Origin of the sequence: Shimazuella soli (genome assembly GCF_022511585.1) — a bacterium.
GTDB lineage: Bacteria > Bacillota > Bacilli > Thermoactinomycetales > Thermoactinomycetaceae > Shimazuella > Shimazuella soli.
The window spans coordinates 171,154-197,657 of record NZ_JAKWBN010000001.1; the positions used below are offsets into that span (position 1 = coordinate 171,154).

The 26,504-nt window shown below is 39.7% G+C and carries 22 protein-coding genes, 1 pseudogene and 1 other annotated feature; of the genes and pseudogenes, 13 read left to right on the plus strand and 10 right to left on the minus strand.

Annotation, left to right across the window (positions count from 1 at the left end):
* Positions 1-94: 94 nt before the first annotated feature.
* A complete protein-coding gene (locus tag MK805_RS00970) occupies positions 95-1,174 on the minus strand; it encodes an isocitrate/isopropylmalate family dehydrogenase (protein ID WP_240873318.1) in 1,080 nt (359 codons plus the stop codon).
* Between the two features lie 119 nt (positions 1,175-1,293).
* Here MK805_RS00970 and MK805_RS00975 point away from each other — a divergent pair, with 119 nt between their 5' ends.
* The 8 genes and pseudogenes from MK805_RS00975 (at position 1,294) to acsA (ending at position 10,004) form a co-directional block, all read left to right on the plus strand.
* Positions 1,294-1,707, plus strand: coding sequence for a DUF948 domain-containing protein (locus MK805_RS00975; protein WP_240873319.1), 414 nt, complete (start codon positions 1,294-1,296; stop codon positions 1,705-1,707).
* Positions 1,694-2,035, plus strand: a complete 342-nt coding sequence (locus tag MK805_RS00980; protein WP_240873320.1) for a YtxH domain-containing protein — start codon at positions 1,694-1,696, stop codon at positions 2,033-2,035. The genes MK805_RS00975 and MK805_RS00980 overlap by 14 nt, the downstream gene beginning before the upstream one ends.
* A 113-nt stretch (positions 2,036-2,148) precedes the next feature.
* The gene (locus MK805_RS00985) at positions 2,149-3,240 is read left to right on the plus strand and encodes a bifunctional 3-deoxy-7-phosphoheptulonate synthase/chorismate mutase (RefSeq protein ID WP_240873321.1); all 1,092 of its coding nucleotides are present in this window, start codon (positions 2,149-2,151) and stop codon (positions 3,238-3,240) included.
* Positions 3,241-3,599: 359 nt separating this feature from the next.
* Positions 3,600-3,734, plus strand: a pseudogene (locus MK805_RS00990) (helix-turn-helix domain-containing protein); the annotation flags it as partial.
* 2,437 nt (positions 3,735-6,171) lie between these two features.
* Complete coding sequence (gene ccpA / locus MK805_RS00995; protein WP_240873322.1) at positions 6,172-7,212, plus strand: catabolite control protein A; 1,041 nt, start codon at positions 6,172-6,174, stop codon at positions 7,210-7,212.
* Positions 7,209-7,925 (plus strand): 5'-methylthioadenosine/adenosylhomocysteine nucleosidase, encoded by a 717-nt coding sequence (locus tag MK805_RS01000; protein ID WP_240873323.1) that lies wholly within the window; start codon positions 7,209-7,211, stop codon positions 7,923-7,925. The genes ccpA and MK805_RS01000 overlap by 4 nt, the downstream gene beginning before the upstream one ends.
* 81 nt (positions 7,926-8,006) lie before the next feature.
* A complete protein-coding gene (locus MK805_RS01005) occupies positions 8,007-8,165 on the plus strand; it encodes a DUF1540 domain-containing protein (RefSeq protein ID WP_240873324.1) in 159 nt (52 codons plus the stop codon).
* Between the two features lie 120 nt (positions 8,166-8,285).
* Positions 8,286-10,004, plus strand: coding sequence for an acetate--CoA ligase (gene acsA / locus MK805_RS01010; protein ID WP_240873325.1), 1,719 nt, complete (start codon positions 8,286-8,288; stop codon positions 10,002-10,004).
* 155 nt (positions 10,005-10,159) lie between these two features.
* Here the strand turns inward: acsA and MK805_RS01015 are convergent, their stop codons facing one another.
* The 4 genes from MK805_RS01015 to MK805_RS01030 form a co-directional block, all read right to left on the minus strand.
* The gene (locus tag MK805_RS01015) at positions 10,160-10,633 is read right to left on the minus strand and encodes a hypothetical protein (RefSeq protein WP_240873326.1); all 474 of its coding nucleotides are present in this window, start codon (positions 10,631-10,633) and stop codon (positions 10,160-10,162) included.
* 414 nt (positions 10,634-11,047) lie between these two features.
* Positions 11,048-13,405, minus strand: coding sequence for a transglycosylase domain-containing protein (locus MK805_RS01020; protein ID WP_240873327.1), 2,358 nt, complete (start codon positions 13,403-13,405; stop codon positions 11,048-11,050).
* A gap of 178 nt (positions 13,406-13,583) precedes the next feature.
* The gene (locus MK805_RS01025) at positions 13,584-15,890 is read right to left on the minus strand and encodes a transglycosylase domain-containing protein (RefSeq protein ID WP_240873328.1); all 2,307 of its coding nucleotides are present in this window, start codon (positions 15,888-15,890) and stop codon (positions 13,584-13,586) included.
* Between the two features lie 133 nt (positions 15,891-16,023).
* Positions 16,024-18,468 (minus strand): transglycosylase domain-containing protein, encoded by a 2,445-nt coding sequence (locus tag MK805_RS01030; protein ID WP_240873329.1) that lies wholly within the window; start codon positions 18,466-18,468, stop codon positions 16,024-16,026.
* Between the two features lie 49 nt (positions 18,469-18,517).
* Positions 18,518-18,749: a binding site (T-box leader), on the plus strand.
* A gap of 79 nt (positions 18,750-18,828) precedes the next feature.
* Here MK805_RS01030 and MK805_RS01035 point away from each other — a divergent pair.
* Together MK805_RS01035 and tyrS are read left to right on the plus strand one after the other, a co-directional pair.
* Entirely contained in the window at positions 18,829-18,978 is a 150-nt protein-coding gene (locus MK805_RS01035; RefSeq protein WP_240873330.1) for a hypothetical protein, read from the plus strand.
* A 25-nt stretch (positions 18,979-19,003) separates the two neighbouring features.
* Positions 19,004-20,266, plus strand: coding sequence for a tyrosine--tRNA ligase (gene tyrS, locus MK805_RS01040; protein WP_240873331.1), 1,263 nt, complete (start codon positions 19,004-19,006; stop codon positions 20,264-20,266).
* Positions 20,267-20,422: 156 nt separating this feature from the next.
* Here the strand turns inward: tyrS and MK805_RS01045 are convergent, their stop codons facing one another.
* The 3 genes from MK805_RS01045 to rpsD all read right to left on the minus strand — a co-directional run bounded on the left by MK805_RS01045 (position 20,423) and on the right by rpsD (position 23,817).
* Positions 20,423-22,192 carry an ABC transporter ATP-binding protein gene (locus tag MK805_RS01045; RefSeq protein WP_240873332.1) on the minus strand — a complete coding sequence of 590 codons (1,770 nt, stop codon included), beginning with the start codon at positions 22,190-22,192 and terminating at the stop codon, positions 20,423-20,425.
* Between the two features lie 152 nt (positions 22,193-22,344).
* A complete protein-coding gene (locus MK805_RS01050; protein ID WP_240873333.1) occupies positions 22,345-23,019 on the minus strand; it encodes an HAD family hydrolase in 675 nt (224 codons plus the stop codon).
* 195 nt (positions 23,020-23,214) lie between these two features.
* Entirely contained in the window at positions 23,215-23,817 is a 603-nt protein-coding gene (gene rpsD, locus MK805_RS01055; protein ID WP_240873334.1) for a 30S ribosomal protein S4, read from the minus strand.
* Between rpsD and MK805_RS17760 the strand changes: the two genes are divergently transcribed.
* Complete coding sequence (locus MK805_RS17760) at positions 23,811-23,945, plus strand: hypothetical protein (protein WP_255724444.1); 135 nt, start codon at positions 23,811-23,813, stop codon at positions 23,943-23,945. The two genes, rpsD and MK805_RS17760, sit on opposite strands and share 7 nt — an antisense overlap.
* A gap of 118 nt (positions 23,946-24,063) precedes the next feature.
* Here the strand turns inward: MK805_RS17760 and MK805_RS01060 are convergent, their stop codons facing one another.
* Together MK805_RS01060 and trmB are read right to left on the minus strand one after the other, a co-directional pair.
* Positions 24,064-24,201: a hypothetical protein gene (locus tag MK805_RS01060; protein WP_240873335.1), complete on the minus strand. Its 138-nt coding sequence runs from the start codon at positions 24,199-24,201 to the stop codon at positions 24,064-24,066.
* Positions 24,194-24,850 (minus strand): tRNA (guanosine(46)-N7)-methyltransferase TrmB, encoded by a 657-nt coding sequence (gene trmB / locus MK805_RS01065; protein ID WP_240873336.1) that lies wholly within the window; start codon positions 24,848-24,850, stop codon positions 24,194-24,196. The genes MK805_RS01060 and trmB overlap by 8 nt, the downstream gene beginning before the upstream one ends.
* 584 nt (positions 24,851-25,434) lie before the next feature.
* Here trmB and MK805_RS01070 point away from each other — a divergent pair.
* Both MK805_RS01070 and MK805_RS01075 read left to right on the plus strand, forming a co-directional pair.
* Positions 25,435-25,716, plus strand: a complete 282-nt coding sequence (locus MK805_RS01070) for a hypothetical protein (RefSeq protein WP_240873337.1) — start codon at positions 25,435-25,437, stop codon at positions 25,714-25,716.
* Positions 25,717-26,011: 295 nt separating this feature from the next.
* Positions 26,012-26,494: a PaaI family thioesterase gene (locus MK805_RS01075; RefSeq protein ID WP_240873338.1), complete on the plus strand. Its 483-nt coding sequence runs from the start codon at positions 26,012-26,014 to the stop codon at positions 26,492-26,494.
* The last annotated feature ends 10 nt before the right edge of the window (positions 26,495-26,504 follow it).

Genomic DNA, 26,504 nt, shown 5'->3' on the forward strand with positions numbered 1-26,504 from the left:
TCCTTTTTTGACAAATGGATCAATATTTTATATATTATGTTTAATATAGCAATAATAGAAGAAAGCGACGGAAGATGACCCCCGTCGCTTTTGTTTAAAATCCTTGCAAAGTGTTCCACACTTCCAACTTGGTTTGGATCTTAGCAATGATCTCATTTGTAAACTCAGTAGTAGTCGCACTTCCAGACAAATCAGCAGTTCGAATGCCTTCATGTACGGTTTCAATAGTGGCTTCATAAATTGCGCGAGATGCAGCAGTTGCTTTTGGATCGTTCATGTAAGTGAGCAGGGATGCTCCTGCCAGTATCATTGCCATGGGATTTGCGATGTTTTTCCCAAATAAGGAAGGTGCTGTTCCATGGGGAGCCTCGGCCATGATAGTTTGTGGTTCAAATTGATCATTAAAGCTAAGGAGGATAGATTCTGCACCTGCAATAGAACCAAATAACTGCAAGACCATGTCACTTAAGCAATCACCATCACGGTTTAAAGCAGGAATAACTAATGGATCACCTGCATGATTGAGTAGTAATGCGTAGGTAGCATCAATTAGTTGCGGTTCATAGCGCACTTCTGGGTAACGAAGGCTTGCAGCATCCATCTCTTCTTTTAGCATTCCTTCGTAAATAGGACTAACGGTATACTTAGGTCCACCAAATACTTTTGCTTTCATCTTTTTGGCATGACGAAAAGCATATTCCGCTACTGCACGGCATGTTTTGCGGTCAATCGTTTCGGTACGATATGCAACTTCGTCTACGCCATCGCCTTCCCGCCATTCTTTGGCACCATAAGCATCACCTACAGCCATTCGAATGACGGAAATGGGTGCATATGTACCGCCGATTGGTCTGACTCCAGGAATTCGACGACCTGTGCGAATAATAACTTTGCCATCAATTTCCTTGCGCAAAATGGCATTTGGACTGCCGATATCTCCTTTTTCTTCAGGAGTGATGGTAGCAGCTTTTAGTCCAAAACCTGCTCGTTTCATTGCTTTTGCTGCGTCGTGTACCACTTGGTTTTTGGTAGCGCGTCTATTTTCTAAACTGAGATCGTAGGTTTCAAATTGAAGATCAAATTGAATTACACTTGGATCTAAGACGCGAAGCGCTTCATCTAATAGTTCTTGACCAGTTTGGTCGCCTTTCATTACAACGATTGTACGTTCCATTGATATTGTCACCTCATGTTAATATATTGTGCTCCTTTTCTATTATAGATGTGGGACACTGGAAAAGAAAAGTAATCCAAATTTATGCAGTTTTGCAAATGATAAAAGGGGAGTAGAGAGTGATTATCGAAGTAAGTGTAGGAGTAATAGCACTGGCTGTTGTACTATTGGTCATTTATCTCATTGTGACCTTAAGACAACTTAAGAAAACACTAGCACAGGTCAATCAGACTGCAAGCATCTTGGAAAAAGATACTCATGAGCTGCTCACGAATACAAACGGGCTCGTATCTGAAACGAGAGCTGTTGTATCTAATGTTAAAGATAAAACAGAAAATACGAAAACATTGTTTAAAGCGATTGATCAAATAGGCAAACAAATGAATGAAGTTTCTACCTTTGTCTCAAAAGCAGCTGCTGAAAATAAGGAAAAGCTTGGTGGTATTCTTGCGATTGTTGGCGCTGCTATGAATCTAGTTCAAGAGTGGCGTCAAAATAATGAAAAAAGGAGAATGAAAGATGTCCAAAACTGATACTCAAATGAACCTAAAAGATTTTATGATCGGTGCAGCATTCGGAGTAGCACTAGGTGCAACATTGGCATATTTAACAGCTCCTAAAGCGGGGAAAGAAGTCAGAGACGATATCAATAAAAAATTCAATTATGTTCGGGATAAAGGCCAGAAAATTGTGTTGGATGTAAAAACACAGAGTACAGATATGATTGGAAAAATGGCAGAAGTAAAAGATAAAGTTCAAAACAAATTGACTTCCATAAAAGAGAATATTGGAGAAGGCGTAACAGAGTTTACGTTAAAAGAAGAAGCCGAAGAAGATAAGGATATATATACAGTAAACTAGAAATAAAAGGCAACTATTTTAGTTGCCTTTTTTTACGGATGGTAGATGACATATAGACATATTTCAGTTAAAATGAATGAATATTTTAGTAGAGTTGAGGGGAGCGAGTAAGTTTGAGTGATGCAAATGTGAAACAATTGCGTGATGAGCTAGATTCTATCAATCTGGAATTACTTACATTATTGAGTAAAAGAGCGAGTATTGTTCAAGAAATCGCTGATATAAAAACAAAACAGGGTGTAACCAAGTTTGATCCTGAGCGCGAGAAACAAATGCTCGATCGCTTAGTTGAACATAATGAAGGTCCTTTTGATAATGAGGCAGTTCGTCACCTTTTTAAACAAATTTTTAAAGCCTCTTTACAGCTGCAAAAAGATGATTCTAAAAAACATCTTTTAGTAAGCCGGAAAAAACAAGCGGAGGATACAGTAGTTACCCTTGGTTCTACTCAAGTAGGAAATGGAAAACCAACTATTGTCGCTGGTCCTTGTTCTGTCGAGTCAGAAGAACAAGTCCGTGAAGTAGCCAAAGCTTTGAAGAAAAATGGAGTAACTTTAATGCGGGGCGGAGCATTTAAACCTCGAACATCTCCTTACGATTTCCAAGGTCTCGGTGTGGAAGGTCTCGAGATTTTGCGCCGTGTTGCGGATGAATATGGTTTGCAAGTAATTAGTGAAATTGTAAACCCGAGTGATATTGAACTCGCTACAAAATATGTGGATGTCATTCAGATCGGTGCCCGTAATATGCAAAACTTCGAGCTGCTCAAAGCAGCTGGAGATGTGAAGACTCCTGTATTGCTGAAACGCGGTTTATCCGCTACGATGGAAGAATTTTTGCATGCAGCAGAATACATTGTTCATCGTGGAAACAAAAATGTAATTCTCTGTGAACGCGGTATCCGTACGTATGAAAAATGGACCCGTAACACATTGGATATCTCTGCTGTACCATTGTTGAAAAACGAATCTCACCTTCCAGTAGTTGTCGACGTTACACACTCCGCTGGCCGTCGTGATATCTTGGTGCCACTTGCCAAAGCAGCATTAGCAGCTGGTGCAGATGCAGTTATGGTAGAAGTACATCCAAACCCAGCAGTAGCTCTATCCGACGCACAGCAACAGATCGACATCCCTACGTTCGATCAGTTTATGGCTGATTTGCATGCTTCGAAACTGCTTCCGGATTTGGTGGAATCGAAGTAAGTTTTACCAAAGATATTGGATAAGAACCCCCAAACCATTTGATGTGGTTTGGGGGTTCTTACTGTATTTCCAAGGAGATTACTTGATGTTTTTTTGACTTTTCTTGTCCTATATTTATCACCTCAATGTAGGTATATCAAGAAGTAAGTATCAAATACAATTTTTATTTTTTAGATAAATAGGTTTAAATACTTTCCTTTATAGCATTACGAGCGAGTAAACCCACGGTAGGGGTAGTGGGATGTCAGATGAAGATACTTTTTTTCCTCTCGCAAGTCTGACTATTTTTTACATACACTTGACAAATAACGAACGTACGATCTATACTACTCGCAAAATTCCAACAGGGAGGTGATCCCATGCATAAAGCATTTTCTTACCGTCTTCGACCGACCAAAACACAAGCGACACTGATTCACAAATCCATCGGCTGTAGCCGTTTTGTATTCAATCATTTTCTTGGCGAATGGAACAACGTATATCAATCAACAGGTTCTTTCAATATGTTTTTGGCTGCATTGATATCAAACACGGTTATGCTTAACATAGATGAGTACTATTTGAGTACTTTACTTGTTCTTTTCGTTTGTATTCTTTGGCTTCGCATAGCAGCCTCATTTTGGTATGATAAACCTACTACTACAGGAAAGATAGATGGGAGAAGATTGTTCGTGAGTGCGAGAGAATACCTGGAAAAAGCAAACCGCTATCAGGTAAAACCGGAGGAATTATTTCAATATTTTGCGCAGCATGTTTTGCAAATAACCGTTTTATATCAGAAATCATCATTAGGGAAAAAGCCTCTTTTAGCGAGAAGTAACCGGCCTGGCTCCAAATATATCGTCGCTTTCACGGATCAAGAAGCAGCGAAGACGGTGCGGGTTAGACAGCCGGAATTTTTAGAGATGACCGAAGAACCTGCCTTACAATTTATGCTTAAAGCATATCGCTCCAATGCAGAAGGACTGATGTTTAACCCTGGATTGGATTCCCGTTTTTTTGTTGTACGACATCAACTTTTAGAGTGGATTCGATACTATTGTATCAATAAATTTTCCAAGCAGTCCACAGCTTGGGTGATTAAGAACGGTTCGTCTGTATTGAAAGGCTCCTATCAACCAGGATTTTCAACCATTGTGGTCTATACAGGAGAAGAAGAAGCGAGTAAAAGTGCAGAGAAGAGCGGCGGCCAAGCAACTCCAGTGAGTTGGGAAGATATTTTCCGTTATTTGGAAAGATTGGGTTCCAATACGTTATATGTAAACTATGGATTGCCAGAAGCTTTTTTACTTAATCCCGAACAAGTAAATCAAATACGGGATGGTTCCAAAACCGGATATGTGGAGCAAACAACCAATTCATACTCCTTTATCCCAGAAGTTTCAGATGCTGTTTTATCTCCTTCCACACTAAAAGAGGAAACAGCAGTATCTATCCCAGTGGAAATTCCAGTTGAAGAAGAAAAAACGGTTTCAACAGAAGAAATCGGGGATTGGGAATCAGCTTTTCAAGAAGAAGAGCCCCTCACTTCTGGCAAGGATAGAAAGCTTTCCGATACATATGTACAGGTCGCCCCTGTAGAAAAAGTAAAAGTAGAGGAGTCAGGACATCTTACGACTACTCCTTCCGTTGGACAAAAAGAAGCTCCAAACGAAGTGGAAACAAAGCCACTGATAACCGAAACAAAAGAAGAAACAATAGAACCAACAATAGAACCAACACATGCTGTATCAGAAGAAAAGCCAGAAGTCGTAGAACCGATAGCGGAAGTGGTAAAACAAGCAGAAACTCAAAATATTGTACCACCTATAGAACAAAAACATACTCCTGAGGAGAAAAGCCAGACTCCTATCCAAAAAATAGAGGAGACGGTTGTTCCTGCTACCGAGTCAAAACCATCTTCTGTTTCACAAAATACATATTCTGCTTTTGACAATCCGTGGGATGACGATGATGATGGTTTTTCAGAACCCGTTCCGCATACGAGTCTCTTTTTCCAATCCAATGATGAGAAACAAGCAGAACAAAATGTTACTCCGTCAATCCAGGAATCAAAACCAGAAGCCGTGATGGAGAAACCGGCTGAGCAGCCAAAACCAGAACCTGCCTTCCAGCAAAATCAGACTGCTGTAGAAGAACAACAGGTTATCGAGGAGCACGTAGAGCCAGAGCCGCTAGCTCATCAACCAATTTCGAATAATCCTGATATTCCAGAAGATGTTCAGTATGGCTTGCGAGTATTAGAAACTGCAACTAATGAAGGACAAGGAATGGCAAATGGTTGGGAAGTGTGTCGTGCGCTTGCTGATCTGAGAAGGATATGGGTAATTGTAGATATGGAAGGGAAAATGGTGATTTTAGCAAGTCAAAATGAAAATCAGATTGCTGATTTCTTCACCTCTGAAGAATATGCCCAAACTTTGATTGATGAAGCACATGGGCGTAACAACAGCCTCCCTCAGATGGTACCGAGATTAATATCAACAAAAAAATTATTTCGTGCCTTAGCTCCTACTGGATGTGTGATCTGGATCAATCGAGGGTCTCCGAATGCTTGGACAAGTATCATGGGAGATACCTTGCCATATGTTCTGCAACTAATGGCTCAAAAATAAAAAAGGAAGACCGACACTTTTTTGGCAGATAAGAAAGTATAAATCTTATCTTATCTAAAGCGAGACTAGGAGCATAGCGACGTAGCGAGACAGAGGCGTGACTTTGCGCTTTAGCGCATTAGCACGATCCGTACACTTGGTGTGCTTGTGCCCTAGTTATGAGGTGCATAAGTGCAACTAAGCCTCTGTCAGCGCCTTGTAAGGCAAGACACACGGCAAGTTTTCTTTATGAATATCTCTTTTCGTGTCAGGTCTTTTTTTTGCTTAATTTGTTATACTAACTATGATACTTCTATTTAGTAGAGAGGCAGAGATTATGGATAAAAAGAAAGAGACTATTACAATTTACGATGTAGCACGTGTAGCAGGAGTTTCGATGGCTACCGTTTCTCGAGTAGTCAATGGGAATTCCAATGTGAAGCCAGCGACCCGCAAAAAAGTTCTGAGTGTGATCGAGCAGTTAGGTTATCGACCAAATGCTGTAGCTCGTGGTCTGGCAAGCAAAAAGACAAAAACTGTCGGCGTTGTCATCCCAGATATATCCAATGCTTTTTATTCTGAAGTGACACGTGGTATCGAAGATATTGCAACCATGTATCGTTATAACATTATTTTGTGCAACTCTGACCTCCAGCAAGAACGAGAAACGCAGTTGATTGAAACTTTATTAGAAAAACAAGTAGATGGACTTCTTTTTCTTGGTGGAAATGTAAGAGAAGAGCACCGTCGTATTTATGATCATACAAATGTCCCTGTAGTATTGGTTGCAACAAAAGTCGAAGATAACTCTTTACCTGCTGTTGGGATCGATCAACAACAAGCGGCCTATGATGCAACCGTTCACTTTATTGAAAAAGGCCATAAAAAGATAGCTTTGATCGGTGGACCATTAACAGATATGGTAAAAGGATATCCCCGTTATTTAGGATATCGACAAGCATTAGAAGAGCATCAAATAGATTTCGATGAGCGTTTGATTCGGATTGGGGATTATCGATATGATTCTGGTTACCAAGCGATGACGACATTACTTGGCCTAACAGAATTGCCGCAAGCGGTGGTAGTTTTGAGTGATGAAATGGCAGTCGGTGCCATTCATGCTATTTTAGATAGGGGCAGAATAGTACCAGATGATATAGAGGTGATTGGATATAATAATATTCCTGTTGCTTCACAAGTACGTCCTTTATTAAGTACAGTAGATGTACCAATGTATGATTTAGGAGCAGTGGCAATGCGTTTGTTGACCAAATATATGCATGGAGAAGAAGTACAGACAGGTCAAGTAACTCTTCCGCATTCGATCAAACTACGTAATTCTACTCAACCATTGGTAACAGCTGAGGAAGAAGTATGATTGGAATTATAGGTGCGATGGATGTAGAAATTGAACAGTTGTTATTGAATATGGAACGTACGAAATCTGAAGAACGATTTGGAAATAACTTTATTACAGGTGTATTAGCAGATGTCCCTGTTGTTATTACCAAATCCGGAGTAGGAAAAGTTAATGCTTCGATTTCTGCTTTCAGTTTGATTCGAGATTATAATGTATCTGCTATCGTATTCATTGGTGTAGCGGGAGCACTTCATCCAGAGCTGAACATCGGTGATATGATTGTTTCAACGAGTTGCCAAGAACATGATATTGATGCAAGCAGTTTAGGATTCCCACGTGGTACCATACCATATCAATCTGTTTCCGAATATCAGGCGGATCCGGATCTTGTTCAGACAGCCTTAAAAGCTGCTACAGAGCTGGAATCATTGGAGTCGATAAACGTGAGATCAGGAAAGGTGCTTTCTGGAGACCAGTTTATTTCTGATCGTTCCATTGTGAAATTTCTCCATCAAGAACTTGGTGGGGATTGTGTCGAGATGGAAGGAGCAGCAGTCGCTCATGTATGTTATCAGACAAGTACTCCTTTTGTGGTGATTCGCTCTATGTCTGATCGAGCGGACAATGAAGCTCCAGTTGATTTTGTCAAATTTACGGAGTTGGCAGCGATTCGCTCATGTAATTTGGTAACATCTATGTTACATCTTTTGCGGGAAGACAGGGTAGTTTAACACCTACGAGCACAGCTCGTTTCCCATAGAGTGCATCAACAAGGTTTCAAAATCTGCTCAGCAAGTGGGGAGGTGTTGTTGATGCCAAAAGATGTGATGTGTGAGGTTGACAGTTGTTCTTACTGGGGACAAGGGAATTTATGTCAAGCAGATCAGATCTACGTTGTTAACCAGCGTGAAGAAGAAGCTGAAACCAGTGAGGAGACTGATTGTCATACCTTTAAACCCAAGCATCACTAAGGTGACTTAGCTTGTATAACAGCTAAGTGTTGTATTTACAAAAGAAAAACCAGCTTCTAATTCTTACATCTGGATAGAAGCTGGTTTTTCCTATATCATAGATGTAAGGAGGCGATTATTATGGAACATCTTTCATCTATTAAACCTATGACAACAGGTAATAATCTACTGGATTATGATAAAGAAAGAGAATTATTTCAGTGGTCCGATGTAGAAAAAGTATTTAGTTGGCATCAAACAGGTAAGGTGAATGTCGCCTATGAGTGTGTGGATCGACATGTAGCAAACGGCAAAGGGGATAAAGTCGCTCTTTCTTATAGTGATCCTGTACGTCAAGAAAATATTACGTATGAGGAATTAAGGAAAAATTCTAATCGATTTGCTAATTTTTTAAAGCGCTTACATATTCAACAAGGAGATCGTGTCTTTATCTTTTTGCCACGAACTCCAGAGTTTTATGCAAGTTTTTTTGGAGTTTTAAAAGTGGGAGCGATTGTAGGTCCGTTATTTGAAGCATTTATGACTGCTGCTGTGAAGGATCGTCTGGATAATAGTGAAGCAGTAGCACTTGTTACAACACCAGATCTATTAAAACGTGTTCCTGTTGCGGAACTGCCTCATCTAAAGAAAATTATTTTGATAGGTGGGGAAGATAATGATTCGTTAGGCCACTACTCTTATGAAAAAGGCGTGGCAAATCAATCTTCGGATTTTTCAATAGAATGGGTGGATTTGGAACATCCGATGATTATTCATTATACTTCTGGTTCCACAGGTAAACCAAAAGGAGTTTTGCATGTTCATCATGCAATGGTTCAACATTACCAAACAGGAAAATATGTACTTGATCTTAGAGAAGATGATATTTATTGGTGTACTGCTGATCCTGGTTGGGTTACGGGTACCTCTTATGGAATTTTTGCACCATGGCTGCATGGAGTTACCAATGTGATCCGTGGGGGACGTTTTAGTCCAGATGATTGGTATCAAACTTTGGAGGCTAATCAGGTAACAGTTTGGTATAGTGCACCAACAGCTTTTCGCATGTTGATGGCTGCAGGAGATGAAGTGGTAGAGAAATACGATTTAAGTAAAGTGCGACATATTATGAGTGTTGGTGAACCACTGAATCCAGAAGTAATTCGTTGGGGATTAAAAGTATATAATAAACGAATTCACGATACTTGGTGGATGACAGAAACCGGTGGAATAGTCATTGCAAATTATCCACAAATGGAAATTCGCCCAGGTTCAATGGGACGCCCAATTCCTGGTGTTGACGCTGCAATTATTGATGATAATGGAGTAGAATTACCGCCAAATACAATGGGACATTTGGCAGTAAAAACGCCTTGGCCATCTATGATGCGAACCATTTGGAATAATACGGAAAAGTATAAAGAATATTTTCGGATTCCTGGTTGGTATTTTTCAGGAGATACCGCTTACCAAGATGAAGATGGATACTTTTGGTTCCAAGGACGAGATGATGATGTGATCAATACATCAGGAGAGAGAGTTGGACCATTTGAAGTAGAAAGTAAATTGGTAGAGCATCCAGCAGTTGCAGAAGCAGGTGTGATAGGTAAACCAGATGAATTACGTGGTCAGATTATCAAAGCTTTCATTGCTCTGCGTGATGGCCATATACCTTCAGAAGAGCTGAAACAAGAAATCGCTGCTTTTGTTAAAAGTGGGCTGGCAGCACATGCTGCACCTCGTGAGATTGAGTTTAAAGATAAATTACCTAAAACGCGTAGTGGAAAAATTATGCGTCGGGTGTTAAAAGCATGGGAACTCGGACTTCCGACAGGTGATTTATCTACACTAGAAGATTAGTGGGAAAGCCATTCATCAATAGATGAATGGCTTTTAAAATCAGTTATAGGAATCGTGAAGAACGACGAATCTCTTTCGATAAACTTATAAACCTGAATATTAAGTAATGATGAAAATTAGGAGACCAGCTGTTAAGTCTGTAAGTTAATAAGAAGTTAATAAGGATAGAGAAAGGAGAAAAAGCCAATCATTTTTGTGAATGGCTTTAGAGGTGATTTTTGGAGATAGAATTTTATTTTATTTCTTGATTCTATTTTATTACTCTTCAATTTCATCATGGTGATGACGCTTGTGATGATGTTTATGATGATGTTTGTGGTGGTGATCGTCATCATCATCGTCATCGTCGTCATCATCATCGTCATCGTCATCATCGTCGTCATCGTCGTCATCATCGTCATCGTCATCATCGTCGTCATCATCATCGTCATCGTCGTCATCGTCGTCATCGTCGTCATCGTCATCGTCGTCATCATCATCGTCATCATCATCGTCATCGTTGTCATCGTCGTCATCGTTGTCATCGTCGTCATCGTCGTCATCGTCGTCATCGTCGTCATCGTCATCATCATTGTCATCATCGTCGTCATCGTCATCATCATTGTCATCATCGTCGTCATCGTCATCATAGTAATCTTCTGAAGTTGTGATGAGCTTTTCTTCCTGTTCTTCCTCTAAAGATGATATTTTTATTTCTTTTTCAGTTTTATCATCTTTATAACTTATGGTAAGAGGGAGTTGACTGGTTCTTATTGTTCCTGCACCGAATAGATTTATGGTAATTTCCCCTTTATTTTCGTTTTTTGCTTTATTTTCGAGAACTCGATCTACTTTTCTCACTGGTCTTCTAGAATATTTTTTTTTCTTTTTATGAATTCTTCTTTGCCAAGTCATCCGAACTACACCTGCCTTATAAATGATAACTGATATAAGCTATAATATGGAAAAGTTCTGTTTTGGAGTGGTTATTTTATCTAGTATCTATACCTATTTCTCAAAATAAAAAACTCACTTCTATTTGTTGCAAGAAGTGAGTTTTTGTCCTACTCGGATTGATTCTCTTCTGATTTATTTGGTTTATTTGAGAATAATCCATTGCCATCAGTGGGGGCATTATTTGATCCGTTATTGGAAGATTCCTCATGCTTTTGGTCTTTTGTATGGTTAGGAGGAACAATACCTGTATTTTTATTAGGCTGCTGCTCTTTTTTGTTTTTCTGCTTTTTGTCTTTCTTTTTCTGTTCTTCTTTTGGATTACCTTGGTTAGCATCTGTTTCTGGTTGTTCTGGAGCTTGACGGTTACATTCAAAACATTTATTTCCCAACGAACCACCAGGGTCTTGAAAGTCAGAGCCTTTTCGTATTAGGGTAGGGTTAGTTGCTGCTGCTGCTTTAAACAGCTTTACCCATGCTGTTTTCGCTAAATCATGGTCACCTTTTTTGTTGTAATCATAGCCAGACCATACACCCATAGATACTTCAGGAGTATATCCAACAAACCATAAATCATATTGGTTGGAAGTTGTTCCTGTTTTACCAGCGATATTATATCCAGAAATTTGCCCAATAAATCCTTCTGCTGTACCACTTCTTACTACTTGTTTTAACATTCCTGTCAATTGATAAGCAGTCTGTGGTGTAAATACTTGTTTTGGCGCATTTTCTTTTGCATAGTCGTAGATAACATGTCCTTGAGAGTCCGTAATTTTAGAAATTAAGTGCGGCTTATTGAATTTTCCTCCATTTGCAATCATGGCATATCCACCAGTCATTTGTTCCACTGTATACCCATATGTAGCTCCGCCGAGTACAAGTGATTCTCTATCTTTTTTATCTGGAGACATACCGATTGCTCGAATATAATCAAAGACTTTTTGTCTGCTACCTAATTTGTTTTCGGTTGCCCGGAAAACCTTGATAGCTGGAATATTGTATGAGAACTGCAATGCTTTTGTAGCAGTTACTGCACCATGAAAATTGCCGCCATCGTTTTTATAATATATAGAACTGTTTTCTTTCTTTATAGGTTCATCAACGATAATCGAATTTGGTGAAATAACACCCTCATTAATAGCAGGTCCATATGCTAAGAGCGGTTTCATGGAAGAACCAGGTTGGTTTTGTGCATCAAAAGCATGGTCTTTTTGATTTTCTTCAAAATCTGTTCCTGCAAAGAATGAAAGGACAGAACCAGTTTTGTTTTCAATCATTACAGAACCTATTTGCTCTCGAACCAAAACACCATTGATTTTCCGACGGGGGAAGTCTATATTTTTCACTGATTTATTCATACTCTCATAGAGTGCTTGATCAACAGTAGAATATATCTTTAGCCCGCCTCCTCGTACTTTATCGCTATAGTATTTATAAGGTCGATCTTTTGCCTCTTCTGGATGGTATTTTTTATCCAGTTCTTGCAAGACTTTGATTGCCTCGCTTTCTACAGCAGAGATAATAAAAGGATAAGTTTCATATGCATTTTTAAAATCGCTTGGCTTGGCGAGAGATTTCGTAATGTCATATTTAGCAGCTTCATCTCGTTGCGCAGGAGTAATTTTTCCATTGGCAACCATGTAATCTAGAACCATTTTCATTCGTTTCATGCCGCGTTTAATTTTTGTTTTTTGTATTTCTGGATCATTGGAGAAAGGATTGTATTTGATAGGCTGCTGAACCATTCCAGCTATATAAGCTGCCTCTGGAAGCGTCAAATCTTTTGCATCTTTATTAAAAAGTCCTCGTGCTGCGGCCATAACACCATACATATGTTTACCATTAGCACCTTTAAAAAAATATACACTATTGAGATATTTTACTAAAATCTCGTCTTTTTTATAAAATTTCTCTAAGCGTAGGGCATTTACAATTTCTAGTGATTTTCGTTCTAAAGATCGCTCACGATTGCCTAAGATTTCGTTTTTTACAAGCTGCTGTGTTAAGGTGCTACCACCAGTGACTACTTTACTACCAATAGCTTGTTGAAAAGCAGCACGTAATACAGCAGTGGGAACAACACCATCATGAGTATAAAATTGTCTGTCTTCGGTTGAAAATAATGCATTTAGTAAATTAGGGCTTACGTCACTTGGTTTTCTGACTAAAACTCGGTCTTTCTCGTTGTTCATGGCTCCAATTAGTTTAGGCTTTCCTGTGGTAGCGTCGCGGAAGTAAGCATAACTGGTTTCCGACCAGCCATTTAAGTCTTCATCAAAATCTTTTTTCGTTCGTATTTTTTCATTTTTTGTATAAGCTGATACGATACCAGCACCCACTCCTAGTACAGCAACGGCAGCAACTAGGAAAATAATTAGTATGCTATAAAGTGTCACCAAGAATAAGTTCTTCTTCTTTCGTCTCTTGGGAGGCACTTGTCTATTATATTGTTCCTGCATTTCTTTCATTTTCCCCTCCTCATGTATGTAAGAATTATATCATAGGAGGTATTGGTTACATTTAGATCATTCTTGTGACGTTTTCCTTATGAAATAGAAATGTATTTATAATTCACCTAAAGGATAGAGGTTGATAAATCGAAAAACCCGCTCTTCTGATTGGAAGAAGCGGGTGATCGATGTAGGATTAATTTTCTTTTCTTTTTTGAATGTTGCCAGGGAAAAGACCATTTTGATTTTGTGACGGTTGATTGCTATTAGTGGTATTGGATTGCCCTGTATTTGTGTTCGTTTGATTTGTTTGGATATTGGCACCTGCATCGGTACTTGGTTGTTGCTGCTGCCCCTGTGTCTGTTGTCCGTTATCGGAGTTAGAGGAATCAGGGGATTGGCGATTACATTCAAAGCATTTTTCATCTGATGAGCCGCCGGGGTCTTGGAAATCAGTCCCTTTTGGTATCAGCGTAGGATTAGTAGATGCTGCCGCTTTAAACAGCTTCACCCATGCTGTTTTCGCTAAATCATGGTCACCTTTTTTGTTGTAATCATAGCCAGACCATACACCCATAGATACTTCAGGAGTGTACCCAACAAACCATAGGTCATATTGTTTGGAAGTTGTTCCTGTTTTACCAGCAATATTGTAACCAGAAATTTGTCCAATAAATCCTTCTGCTGTACCATTTCTTACTACTTGTTTTAACATTCCTGTCAATTGATAAGCAGTCTGTGGTGTAAATACTTGTTTTGGCGCATTTTCTTTTGCATAGTCGTAGATAACATTTCCTTGAGAGTCCATAATTTTAGAAATCAAGTGCGGCTTATTGAATTTTCCTCCATTTGCAATCATGGCATATCCACCAGTCATTTGTTCCACTGTATACCCATATGTAGCTCCGCCGAGTACAAGTGATTCTCCATCTTGTTTATCTGGAGACATACCGATTGCCCGTATATAATCAAAGACTTTTTGTTTGCCGCCTAATTTGTTTTCGGTTGCCCGGAAAACCTTGATGGCTGGAATATTATATGAGAACTGCAATGCTTTCGTAGCAGTTACTGCACCATGGAAATTGCCGCCATCGTTTTTATAATATATAGAACTGTTTTCTTTCTTTATAGGTTCATCAACGATAATCGAATTTGGTGAAATAACACCCTCATTAATAGCAGGCCCATATGCTAAGAGAGGTTTCATTGAGGACCCTGGTTGGTTCAGAGCATCAAAAGCATGGTCTTTTTGGTTTTCATCAAAGTCTGTACCTGAAAAGAAGGAGAGCACATTTCCTGTCTTGTTTTCCACCATCACGGCACCAATTTGTTCTCGAATTAACTTTCCATTGATTTTACGGCGAGGAAAATCAAGATTTTTAACCGATTTGTTCATGTTATCGTAAAGTGCTTGGTCCACTGTAGAGTAGATTTTTAATCCGCCAACGTTCACTTTATCGCTGTAATATTTATAGGATCTTTCTTTTGCTTCGTCAGGATGATATTTTTTATCCATTTCTTGCAAGTCTTTTATCGCTTCACTTTCAATAGCAGAAATGACAAATGGATAGGTTACATAAGCGTTTTTAAAATCACTTGGTTTAGCAAATGATTTCGTGATGTCATATTTCGCTGCCTCATCTCGTTGCTGAGGTGTAATTTTTCCGTTTGCTACCATGTTGTCGAGAACGAGCTTCATACGCTTTTTACCAAGTTTGATATTTTGTTTTTGTTTCTTTTCATCATTTGTAGAAAATGGATTGTAAGCATTAGGACGTTGACACATTCCAGCGATATAAGCTGCTTCTGGAAGGGTCAAATCTTTTGCGTCTTTGTTAAAAAGCCCGCGTGCTGCTGCCATTACCCCATACATGTGCTTACCATTCGCACCTTTGCCAAAATAAACACTGTTAAGATAACTAACAAAGATCTCTTCTTTTGTATAATACTTTTCTAATCTCAAGGCATTTACAATTTCTAATGCTTTGCGCTCGAAGGATTTGTGTCTGTCTCCTAAGATTTCGTTTTTGACCAATTGTTGTGTTAAGGTACTACCACCTGTTGTTACTTCACTACCAGTTACTTGCTGCAAGGCTGCACGCAGGATAGAACTTGGTACAATCCCATTGTGAGAGTAAAACTGTCTGTCTTCGGTAGACAATATGGCATTTAACAAATTTTGATCCACATCGGACAATTTTCGAACGAGTACACGGTCTTTTTCATTGTGCATCGCACCGATTAGTTTAGGTTGTCCAGTAGTGGCGTCTCGAAAATAAGCATAGCTTGTTTCTGACCAGCCACTTAAGTCTTCATCATAATCTTTCTTGGTACGAATTTTTTCGTCTTTTGTGTACGCTGACACAATTCCAGACCCAACGCCAAAAATTGCAACTGCTGCAACTAAAACGAGGGTTACTATAACATAAAGTGTAACCAAGATGATTTTCTTTTTACTCCGTTTTTTCTTGGTGTTCACCGGTATATAATTTTGCTCCTGCATTTCTCCGATTTCCCTCCTCATATGTACGAATTATAACACAGCAAGTTTGAAATAAGTTTATAGATTTATTGTGACAATGTTTTCTTCGCGAAGGTAAATATACCCAAGAAGAAAAGCCCGCATAAGGGGCTTTTTAATTATTTACGATAGGGGAGTTGTTTCCTCCATCTTTTGGAGCACCATTCGAACCACCTGAACCATTGTTGTTATTACTAGTTCCATTGTCATTGGATGATCCTCCATTATTAGTGGTTGTTCCTCCATTAGAGCCATCCCCAGAGCCGCCATTCGAATCTCCGCCGTTTGATCCATCACCTGATCCACCGTCTGAACTAGGAGGCTTATCGCCATCATTTTCATCTTTGTTTGGTGGAGGAGTGGAAGGAGTAGAAGGTTTGGTAGATTCGGACGATTTGTGGTTATTTTTCTTTTTATTTTTAGATTTTTCTTTTGCTGCATTTGCATCTTCATAACTTTTCTTTTTGTCGCATTCAAATCCGCATTTTTCTGGTCCTATATCCCCAGGATTAACGAAATCTGTTCCTCTAGGAATGATATCTGCTGCTTGTTCAATTGCTGCGTTAAAAATGTTGGCCCATGCTTTTTTAGAAAACTTATCATCTGCATACATGGGGAAGTTATAGTCGTAACCGCTCCATACCCCAATCGTTACTTCAGGTGTATAGCCGATGAACCATAAATCTTTTTCATCTGAAGTAGTCCCTGTTTTGCCTGCTACTTCATACCCGGAAGGAATCTGTGCTCCAATGTAAGCTGCTGTACCGCTGAGAACCGTTTTTAAGATGCCCGTCATTTGATAAGCTGTTTGTGGTGAGAAGACTCGTCTTGGATTTTGTTTTCTTTCAAATAAAACTTTTCCATCAGCATCCGTTACTTTAGAAATCATATAAGGTTTGTTGTACAAGCCTCCATTTGCAAGAGTAGAGAAGGCAGCTGTCATTTTTTCCACGGTATAGCCATTTGTTGCCCCGCCGATAGCAGCAGCTTCTCCATCTTTAGGAGAAGGAGGCAGATTTAATTCCTTCAGGTAATTAAATCCTTTTTGATGTCCTAAGGCGTTAAATGTTTTGATAGCAGGAATGTTATAGGACCATTTTAAAGCATCTTGAACAGTTACAAATCCTTTATAACTTCCATTTGCATTTTTGTAATAACCCGAGCCATCACTCTTCATAATCGGTTCATCGAGTATTTGCGAATGAGGAGATACAATTCCTTCTTCTATCGCTGGCCCATAAACAAGCAAAGGTTTGATGGAAGAGCCTGGCTGTCTGGGTACTTGCAGTGCGTGATCCTTTTGGTTATCGTCAAATGACTCTGTTCCAGAAACAAACGCTAAGACAGCACCAGTCTTATTATTGATAATGGTTGCCCCAAGCTGTTCATGTGTTTGTTTTCCGGCATACGTACGATTGTGGAATTCCAATCCTTTTGTTGCAGCTTTGTTAACAGCATTGTAAAGTCCTTCATCAATCGTCGTATAGAAGCGAAAACCTCCAGTAACAGCTTTCTTTTTATATTCCTCTAAAGTAGAACGATATTTCCCTTCTTTACTGAGTTGTTCCACGTCGAGGTGATCCATTTCCATCAAAGTCTCTGCGGCTTCATCTTCCATAGCAAACATGATGAATGGATATTTCTCATAACCATTATCAAAATCAGACGGTTTGGCAAGTGACTTTTTGATGTTGAAATGGATTGCTTCATCGTATTGTTTTTTGGTGATTTTTTTATTTTGAAGCATTTCGGTTAATACTAGTTTTAATCGCTTCATGCCGCGTTTATAGTTTTTTGGATCTTCATCAAGCGGATTCAATGCATTTGGACGTTGAACCATACCAGCAATGTATGCAGCTTGAGCGAGATTGAGTTCTTTAGGAGTTTTGTTAAAAAGTCCTTTTGCAGCGGCTTGAACGCCATACATCTTTCGGCCATTTGCACCTTTTCCAAAAAAGACGCTATTCATATAGTAAACGAGAATTTCATCTTTGCTGTACATCTGTTCCATGCGAAGCGCTAAAACAATTTCATTTGCTTTTCGTTCTATATCTTTTTTGCGGTTTTTTAGAACGATATTTTTGACCAATTGCTGAGTCAGTGTACTACCTCCAGTAGTGACTTCACTACCAACGGCTTGCTGAAAAGCGGCACGGATGATAGATCGAGGAACAATTCCTTTGTGTGTATAGAAATCTCTATCTTCCACAGAGATAAATGCATTGACCAAATAAGGAGTTACATCACTGACTTTTTTGATCATGCCACGATCATTATCAAAACGCAGTGCCCCAATTGCCACTGGCTTTCCATTTTTATCTGTGTTTTGGAAGTAAGCATAACTGGTTTGAAATAAACTGTTTAGTTCTTTGTCAAAGTCTTGTTTGGTGCGGACTTTTTCATCTTTTACAACAGCAGAGACGATACCAGCCCCTGCACCAATTACGATTGCTGCTATTGTCAATGCAAGAATTACAATAATAAAGAATGTTCGTATACTCCAACGTACAATTTGGCTGGTGTCTACATGGGGTTTCTTTGTCCATTTTTGTAGATTCACCTTGATACCTCCCTGGCGATAAGGTAATATTGTAACATAATTTGATAAACAATAAGTGTTGAACTAAGCGAGTAGTCCCATGTATGTATCGTTCAGAGAGCTGGTGGAAAACAAAATGTATTTGTCGTTTTGTTAGGTGCGAACCAGTCGAACACATAGGATCAAATTACACTTAGGAAGCTTTGCGTTTAAACGCACGGGAGACCCGTTATATCTTATTCGAGTGGAGAACTTTTGGTTTTCAACAAGGGTGGTACCGCGGGCATAGCTCCGTCCCTTTTTAGGGACGGAGTTTTTCTATTCTCCACTTACTTGTCTTGGTTACTTCACTAGAGATCTCCAGAAAGGAGCGTGATACTTTTGTCAGACCTAAAAAAAGTAACACTCGCAGATGCGTTATCCAAATTATTGCTCACCAAAAAATATAAACGCGGTGAGGCAATTCCTATTACAGAACTATTTGCGAAGGAGCAAAAAAAGCAGCAAATACCTACTGAAATTAGGAAGTAATCTTTCACAAGGAGTGAACTTAGCAATGCGTTTACTAGAAGATTTGGCTTACAGAGGGTTGATCTACCAAACTACCGATCAAGAAAAATTAGACCAACGATTAGAGCAAAGACCTATCATCTTATATGCTGGGTTTGATCCTACAGCAGACAGTTTGCATATTGGACATTTGCTTCCTATTCTCACTCTCCGCCGTTTTCAGCAATATGGGCATCAGCCGATTGCGTTAGTAGGCGGTGGAACTGGACTCATTGGAGATCCCAGCGGTAAAGCATCAGAGCGCACATTGAATACCAAAGAAGTTGTGCAAAGTTACTCTAATAGCATTCGCTCACAACTGTCCCGATTCCTCGATTTTGAGAAGGCAGAAAATCCAGCTTTATTGGTTAACAACTACGATTGGCTGGGTGAGTTAGAATTGATTCCATTCTTACGAGATATAGGAAAGCATTTCCCGCTTAATTACATGTTAGCAAAAGAATCGGTGAATTCACGACTTGAAAAAGGAATTTCTTTTACAGAGTTTAGCTACATGATTTTGCAAGCATTTGATTACTTAGAATTACACCGCCGCTATGGATGCGAGCTTCAAGTAGGTGGCAGTGATCAGTGGGGAAATATCACTGCTGGGACAGAGTTAATCCGCAAAACAGGAAGCAAATCAGATGATTTGTTTGGTCTAACTATTCCATTGGTCACCAAAAGCGATGGCACCAAGTTTGGGAAGACCGAAGGTGGAGCAGTATGGTTAGATGCTCAGAAGACATCTCCATATTTATTCTATCAGTTTTGGTTAAATACCGATGACGCAGATGTTATCAAATACCTCAAATATTTTACCTTTTTAACCAAAGATCAGATCGAAGAATTGGCAGAAACAGTAAAAACTGCACCAGAAAAACGCCAAGCACAGCGTGCATTAGCAGAAGAAATGACAAAGCTCGTTCATGGCGAGCAAGCCCTTGTAAGCAGCCAAAATATAACTGCTGCATTGTTCCAAGGAAAAGTGAGCACGCTGAGTAGCTCTGAAATTGCGGAAGGGTTTCAAGATGTTCCATCAGCATTGATCCAAGAAAACGAAATTCCACTTGTTGATGTTTTGATTCAAGTGGGAGCAGCAAAATCCAAACGAGAAGCACGAGAGTTTATACAAAATGGAGCTGTGACTGTTAACGATGAAAGAGTAACAGACACAAGCGTTTTAGTAAATACCTTAAAAGCAATTGATGATAAATATTTGGTAATCCGCAGAGGGAAGAAGAAGTACTTCTTGGCGGAATTAGGTTAATAATGAACAGCAAGTCACCTTTCATAAGGTGGCTTTTTTTAAAAATAAATTGAAAAAATAATGTGTTCCTATGGGCAAGATGTTATCGACAAAATTCCAAGCTATACATACAAAAGAAGGCACCTCTTTTAAAGAAGTAGTGCCTTCTTTTATTCTTTATCCGGCTAATTCCACCTTAAACTGCTGCTGAACCAATTGTTGATAGAGTTTATTGCTCTGGAGCAACTCTTCATGGGTGCCGGCTCCGGTCAATCTTCCTTTTTCTAACACTACAATTTTATCTGCATCCACTACTGTGGATAAGCGGTGAGCGATGACAAGTGTTGTGCGATCTTTCATTAAGTTTTGCAGTGCTTCTTGAACCACATGCTCTGATGCGGAGTCCAAGTTAGAAGTTGCTTCATCCAGCATCAAAATTTTTGGGTCATGTAAGATTGCTCTAGCAATTGCGATACGTTGCCGCTGACCGCCGGAAAGCTTCATTCCCCGTTCTCCTACTTCTGTATCAAATCCGTCTGGCAAGTTCAAAATAAATTCGTCTGCATAAGCTAACTTTGCTGCTCTGCGTAGTTCCTCTTCTGTTACTTCTCTTGTCATGGCATAACAAATATTGTCTCGAATAGTTCCAGCTAGTAGCGGGCTTTCTTGTGATACATAACTGATGGTAGTGCGCCAATCGCGAAGGCTGAACTCATGGATCGAATGGTCTCCAAGGCGAATTACACCGCTTGTTGGAGAATAGAAACGTTCCATTAGCGAGAAAAATGTTGTTTTCCCACTTCCGCTAGGACCCACAAGGGCAGTAACTTTACCCGATTCAATTTGGAAATTCAAATTGTGGAGAATGTTATCTTTTCCTTCATATGCAAAAGACACATTTTCAATAGTAATAGGTAACTGTGGATTCACGGCTATTGTTTTTTCAAGTTGTACATCTGATTCGCCTTCATATTCCAAGATTTCTGAGATACGTTCTGTAGCTCCCATTGCTTTTTGCAGCCCTACAAAAAACTGTGTCATCATGGTGACAGGCATGAGGATTTGGAACAGATACAGGATAAAAGCGACTAATTCTCCTGCTGTTAATTCTCCAGATGCGACTCGCATTCCGCCATATCCAATGATGAGAACAAGCATAGACATCATAATAAGTCCTGATAATGGCTGCAAAATAGAGGTTAAACGTGATTCTTTTAAACCATATTGAAATAATCGATCGATCTCTTCTTCGCCTTGTTTTCGTTCTACAGGCTCAGCACTGTATGCTTTTACTAAGCGAATTTCGGAGACTACTTGGGTTAGTAAACTGGTGAAAACTGCTGTTTTTTCTTGGATTCCTTTGGATATTCCCCTCATTTTCATTCCGATCGGCCGCATAACAAATACAATAATCGGAACCGCAATCAACATCACAAGTGTCATGGACCAATCCAAATAAAAGAGAATACATAGCGAACCAACTAAGGACACGACTCCGCTGAACATCGTTACTAATTGGTTAGAGATCAGATCTCGAACAATCGTTGTATCGTTATTAATTCGACTGACGGTTTCCCCAGAGTGATTTTTATCAAAGTAGGAAACAGGTAAGGTCAATGTTTTCGCCCAAATCTTTTTTCTTAGGTTGGAAACCACTAAGCCGCCGAGATAGGCCAGATTATAAGTAGCAAAGCTGGACATCACCGCTTGGATTAAGATAGCACCAACAAGCAGAAGTATGGTGGATAGGCTTAAAGAACCTGATGTCATCACGTTTACAGCATCTTTGGTAAACCAAGGCACGACAAGACCAGCAATGGTTGAAAGCAAAGATAGTCCTAGTACTAGGGCAATTAACGATTTTGGTAACTTTTGGAATTGGACCAAATCCAAAAACTTTTTCCATTGTGTTTTTTTTGATTTTGGGAGTGTATCTTTTTGATTCACGTTTTTCCCTCCAACGTTCTAATGTAGTTCTATTGTAATGCTTCTTTATGAACGGAAAATGAACGACTGTTTATAGGGGATAAAGTCAGGAAATAGGTAGGAAGAGAGAATGGATTCACTCTCTCTTGGTGTCAGTTTCTGAGGAAAGGGACCTAAAGGTACAAAAGTTGTAACCATGGTTTATACGTGCTAACTACTGCCTTTGCTCCTGCTTCATGTAACAAAGCACATTTACTAGGAGTTCGGGTAAAGCCAAGAAATCGAGTATTGGCACTTTTTGAGGCAAGGTAGTCCGTAGGAGAATCTCCAATCATAAGAGTTCTTGTAGGAGACACCTCAAGTAGGTCGATTGCTTTTAAAAGCATAAAGGGGTTTGGTTTGAGAAGTTCTGGATAAGGACCTTCTCGTCCAACTATATATCCATAGAAATATTTGGTGAGGTTTTTATTAGCCAAATATATTTGTACTGCTTTGGGAGAGTTATTTGTGACAATTGCTTGTTTTATACCATTCGCATGTAGTGCGATGATTACATCTTGTACATGGGGAGTAAGGGTAGAGATTTCCGCTGCTTCACATTCTTTTTGGGTCAATAGTGCTTCCAATTCAAAGTAAGCATCGCGATGAGTGCTAGAAAAATTTTTCCCCCTACGAAAAATAGAATGCGGATCATTATCGATAAGATCCTCTTTTTGATCCAAGTTTCTTTCCCAAAGAAAGTCTCGAAGTGACCCAGCAACGGTAGGTGCCGGCAAACCAGCAAATAAGTGACAGATGGGGATGTCAAAATCCCAGCATACACATTCAAGGTCATGATGGATTTCCATAAAGGTTTGAACAGTGGGCGATCTCCAATTTTGATATTGTTCTCTCGTGAGGTTAGGCAGAGTCGATCCACTCCCCTTAGAAAAATATTCAGATATAGCTTAACAAAGACCTTTTTACTCGTCCAGAGAAGAGAATTGTGTATTTTGTTATAGAAAAAAACTCCTCTTGGTAGAGGAGTTTTTGCAAAGAAACGATTAACGAGAGTAGAACTCTACGATAAGGGTTTCGTTGATTTCAGCTGGTAATTCAGAACGATCAGGTAGACGGGTAAAAGTACCTTCTAGTTTGTTTGGATCAAAAGAAACATATTCTGGTGTAAACGTACGATCTTCTAAAGCTTCTTTCACAATTGTTAAATTGCGGCTTTTTTCACGAAGACCAATGGTATCCCCAATTGCTACTTGGTAAGCTGGACGGTCTACTTTTTTTCCATTAACGGTTACATGACCATGTACAACCAATTGACGAGCTTGTGCACGAGTACGAGCAAGACCGAGACGGAAAACAAGGTTGTCCAAACGAGATTCGAGCAACTTCATAAAGTTTTCCCCGTGAATCCCTTTGATTTTACCAGAACGAACAAACAAGTTACGGAACTGTTTTTCGTTCATGCCGTACATCAAACGCAGTTTTTGTTTCTCTTGAAGCTGGATGCCGTACTCACTTAATTTTTTACGTTGGTTTGGACCGTGTTGTCCTGGAGCATATGGACGACGAGCTAATTCTTTCCCCGTTCCAGATAGCGAAATGCCAAGACGACGGCTCAATTTCCATGTTGGGCCAGTATAACGTGCCATATTGTAAAACTCCTTTTCATTTGCGTTTTTCTGCAAATGACAGGGCTGATCCGCTGATGCTTACCATACTCATCCGGATAGCGGCGGTAAGAGCAGGTACCTATTATAAAAATAGGGCGAACCAGTGAGGGTGATCCCTTCACCTATCGTTTGCGTGCTATCCTCATTTTCCCATAGGAGGGATATTTCTAGAGCCATACAAGCAAGTATTATACAGGATATAAGTTCGAAGTACAAGAGTTAAAGCTACTTTTCCGGATTACAAATAGTTTCTGATGTTCGCTTTGCTTTTTCCAATAAAAATTCCATGTATTCGATCACCAATTCTTGATAATGAAGAGGTAACTTTTCAAAGATCTCATTCAATTGAGTTTCTTTATCCATTAGTGTTTCCTTCATCAGGAACTGCCCTCAAATAATAAATGGGCATCCCAAGTCCTGCAAACTTCTCCTCATACTCTGTTGTTATATTCGTTTCTGCCCACTGGCTATGATGCAGATCGCTACTTTGTTCGATGATATTCCATCCGGTTTCTTGAAGCTCATCTACGGAAAATTGGTACAAACTATCGCTGTCTGTCTTTAATATAAGATCGCCTTTTGGAGAAAGAAGGGTTTTATAAACTTCTAAAAAATCCCGGTAAGTCAAGCGGCGTTTGTAATGTCTTGTCTTAGGCCATGGATCACTGAAATGAAGATAAAATCGATCAATTTCTCCGGGTGCAAACGCTTCTTGGAGTTTCACAATATCCAGCCACAAATATCGGATATTTTCATTTCCTGTCTCTTCTCCTTTTCGAGCAGCTAATAAGAGCGGTTCTTGAATCTTCTCCACACCAATCCAGTTAATCTCGGGATATGTAGTAGATGCTTTTGCTAAAAATTGGCCTTTACCTGTACCAAGTTCTACATAGATAGGATGAGAGTTACCAAAAAGTTCCTTCCAATTTCCTTTTTGATCTTCGTAGTCCGCAACACTTAAGGAGTGAGTGGTCAATAACTCGATTGCTTTGGGATTTCTACGTAAACGCATATCTGCTAATCGCTCCATTTTTAAAATAAGCATTATTATAGCAGAAGGTGTGAGAATTGGGGAAAGAAAGAGCGAAAAAGGAGTATAAAAGTGGGTCGGTGGTGTTATCCACTTTGAAAGGAGAACCCACCGACTGCCGGCTCCAGCATCAGAGCTGTCCAAGGAGTCGATTCAAACACAACACTGTCAGAACGACACCGATTGGTGTGATTGCCAAACCAATATAAGTCAGGACTTCGTAAACACGGATACGCTTCTTTACAGGTTTATTCTCTACTGCGACCGCGTGCTTGGGACGAGTACGACTGTCTCGGAGAAGCTTGTCGAAGAAGAGCATATAGAAGTAGAGCCCGATCAGCAAAAGAATGGGACCCAGAAAGAGGATGCTCATGATGTTAAGCCCTTCTTTTGGAGGGAACCGGCGGTTTGATTTTATTATAGCATAGAGTTGTGTCATTTTATGGAATGTTCAAACGATTAAAAAATATACTTTTGCTAGATAAATTTTCATTTTATTCCCCATAGTTCTATCTTTAGTGGGAGAAAATCGCTATACTAGAAGTAACCGAGTGACAGGGGAAGAAATGGTTAACACCATCACACAGATGATGCTCGCAGGCAGCAAGATCAGGCACCGCCACGGGAGCGGCATCGACTTCGATGACTTCGATGGCGGGGGTTGCGCACCCTCGACCACGGGAGTGCAGTGGCTCGACTGGCTGCTCTTCATCGTCGTCTTCCTCTTCATCGCCTGCATCGCCTTCTTCGTCCTCCGCGCGTTTTTCGGAGGCACGAGGAGGACGAAGCCGGTTGCGAAGAAGAGGCCCGCGTCCCGGCAGGTGACGAAGACTTCGCTCGACAAGTAAGTGGGGGAACCGCCCTGTGCACAACCCGCCGGTGCTCGGATATTCCAAGCATCGGCGGCAATCGATCTCAATAGAACCTCTATAATAAATCAAATAAATAATCTGCAAAAATATTTTGTCTTTGATGGATTAAGGTATCTTCTAGAGAGGATACCTTTTTTTGATGGATGTAGATTCTTGTATACATTTTCGAAAAAAATATTCCATATATTCTAAATTAAACAACATATCTTTAGATGGGGTGTAGAGCGGACGGAAAAAAACTATAATAAAGACGAGACAAAGATGAAGGACGATGAATATGACACTCGAAAAACTAGAAGCTGAAATTCAAGATCTATCAGAAGTAGAAATCAATACCATTCACAAATTAGTCCAGGCTCTAAAACGCACAAGAGTAAGTCCCCTTGCTTATATTGAAGAAATGATGAATTTCCAATTTATGAAGTATGATGAAGAGGAAGATGCTTACGTCCATCGGATGTGTGTCACAGATGAATTAAAAAATCGATATAAGATCTTGCATGGTGGCATTACTGCAACGTTTATTGATACAGCGATGGGAGCAACAGCTGTCCAAGCACTTGGAGTGGAAACTAGCGCGGTCACTATTGACTTGCAAGTACATTTTCTCTCACCGGGTAAAGATGGTTGGCTCTATGCTTATACCAAGTTTGTGAAAAAAGGAAAAACCATTATTACGATGGAAAGCAAGGTAAAAGATGAGCAGGGAAAAATAATCGCAACTGCAAGCTCTACCTTTTTCCGTCTGAAATAAAAGGCAGGTG

Excerpts from the sequence above, each read along its gene's own strand:
- MK805_RS00970 (WP_240873318.1), bottom strand. The coding sequence starts at position 1,174 with ATGGAACGTACAATCGTTGTAATGAAAGGCGACCAAACTGGTCAAGAA.
- MK805_RS00980 (WP_240873320.1), top strand. The coding sequence starts at position 1,694 with ATGTCCAAAACTGATACTCAAATGAACCTAAAAGATTTTATGATCGGT.
- ccpA (WP_240873322.1), top strand. The coding sequence starts at position 6,172 with ATGGATAAAAAGAAAGAGACTATTACAATTTACGATGTAGCACGTGTA.
- MK805_RS01000 (WP_240873323.1), top strand. The coding sequence starts at position 7,209 with ATGATTGGAATTATAGGTGCGATGGATGTAGAAATTGAACAGTTGTTA.
- MK805_RS01005 (WP_240873324.1), top strand. The coding sequence starts at position 8,007 with ATGCCAAAAGATGTGATGTGTGAGGTTGACAGTTGTTCTTACTGGGGA.
- acsA (WP_240873325.1), top strand. The coding sequence starts at position 8,286 with ATGGAACATCTTTCATCTATTAAACCTATGACAACAGGTAATAATCTA.
- MK805_RS01015 (WP_240873326.1), bottom strand. The coding sequence starts at position 10,633 with ATGATGACGATGACGACGATGATGACAATGATGATGACGATGACGACG.
- MK805_RS01020 (WP_240873327.1), bottom strand. The coding sequence starts at position 13,405 with ATGAAAGAAATGCAGGAACAATATAATAGACAAGTGCCTCCCAAGAGA.
- MK805_RS01025 (WP_240873328.1), bottom strand. The coding sequence starts at position 15,890 with ATGCAGGAGCAAAATTATATACCGGTGAACACCAAGAAAAAACGGAGT.
- tyrS (WP_240873331.1), top strand. The coding sequence starts at position 19,004 with ATGCGTTTACTAGAAGATTTGGCTTACAGAGGGTTGATCTACCAAACT.
- MK805_RS01050 (WP_240873333.1), bottom strand. The coding sequence starts at position 23,019 with ATGGAAATCCATCATGACCTTGAATGTGTATGCTGGGATTTTGACATC.
- rpsD (WP_240873334.1), bottom strand. The coding sequence starts at position 23,817 with ATGGCACGTTATACTGGCCCAACATGGAAATTGAGCCGTCGTCTTGGC.
- MK805_RS01060 (WP_240873335.1), bottom strand. The coding sequence starts at position 24,201 with ATGGATAAAGAAACTCAATTGAATGAGATCTTTGAAAAGTTACCTCTT.
- trmB (WP_240873336.1), bottom strand. The coding sequence starts at position 24,850 with ATGCGTTTACGTAGAAATCCCAAAGCAATCGAGTTATTGACCACTCAC.
- MK805_RS01070 (WP_240873337.1), top strand. The coding sequence starts at position 25,435 with ATGGTTAACACCATCACACAGATGATGCTCGCAGGCAGCAAGATCAGG.
- MK805_RS01075 (WP_240873338.1), top strand. The coding sequence starts at position 26,012 with ATGAATATGACACTCGAAAAACTAGAAGCTGAAATTCAAGATCTATCA.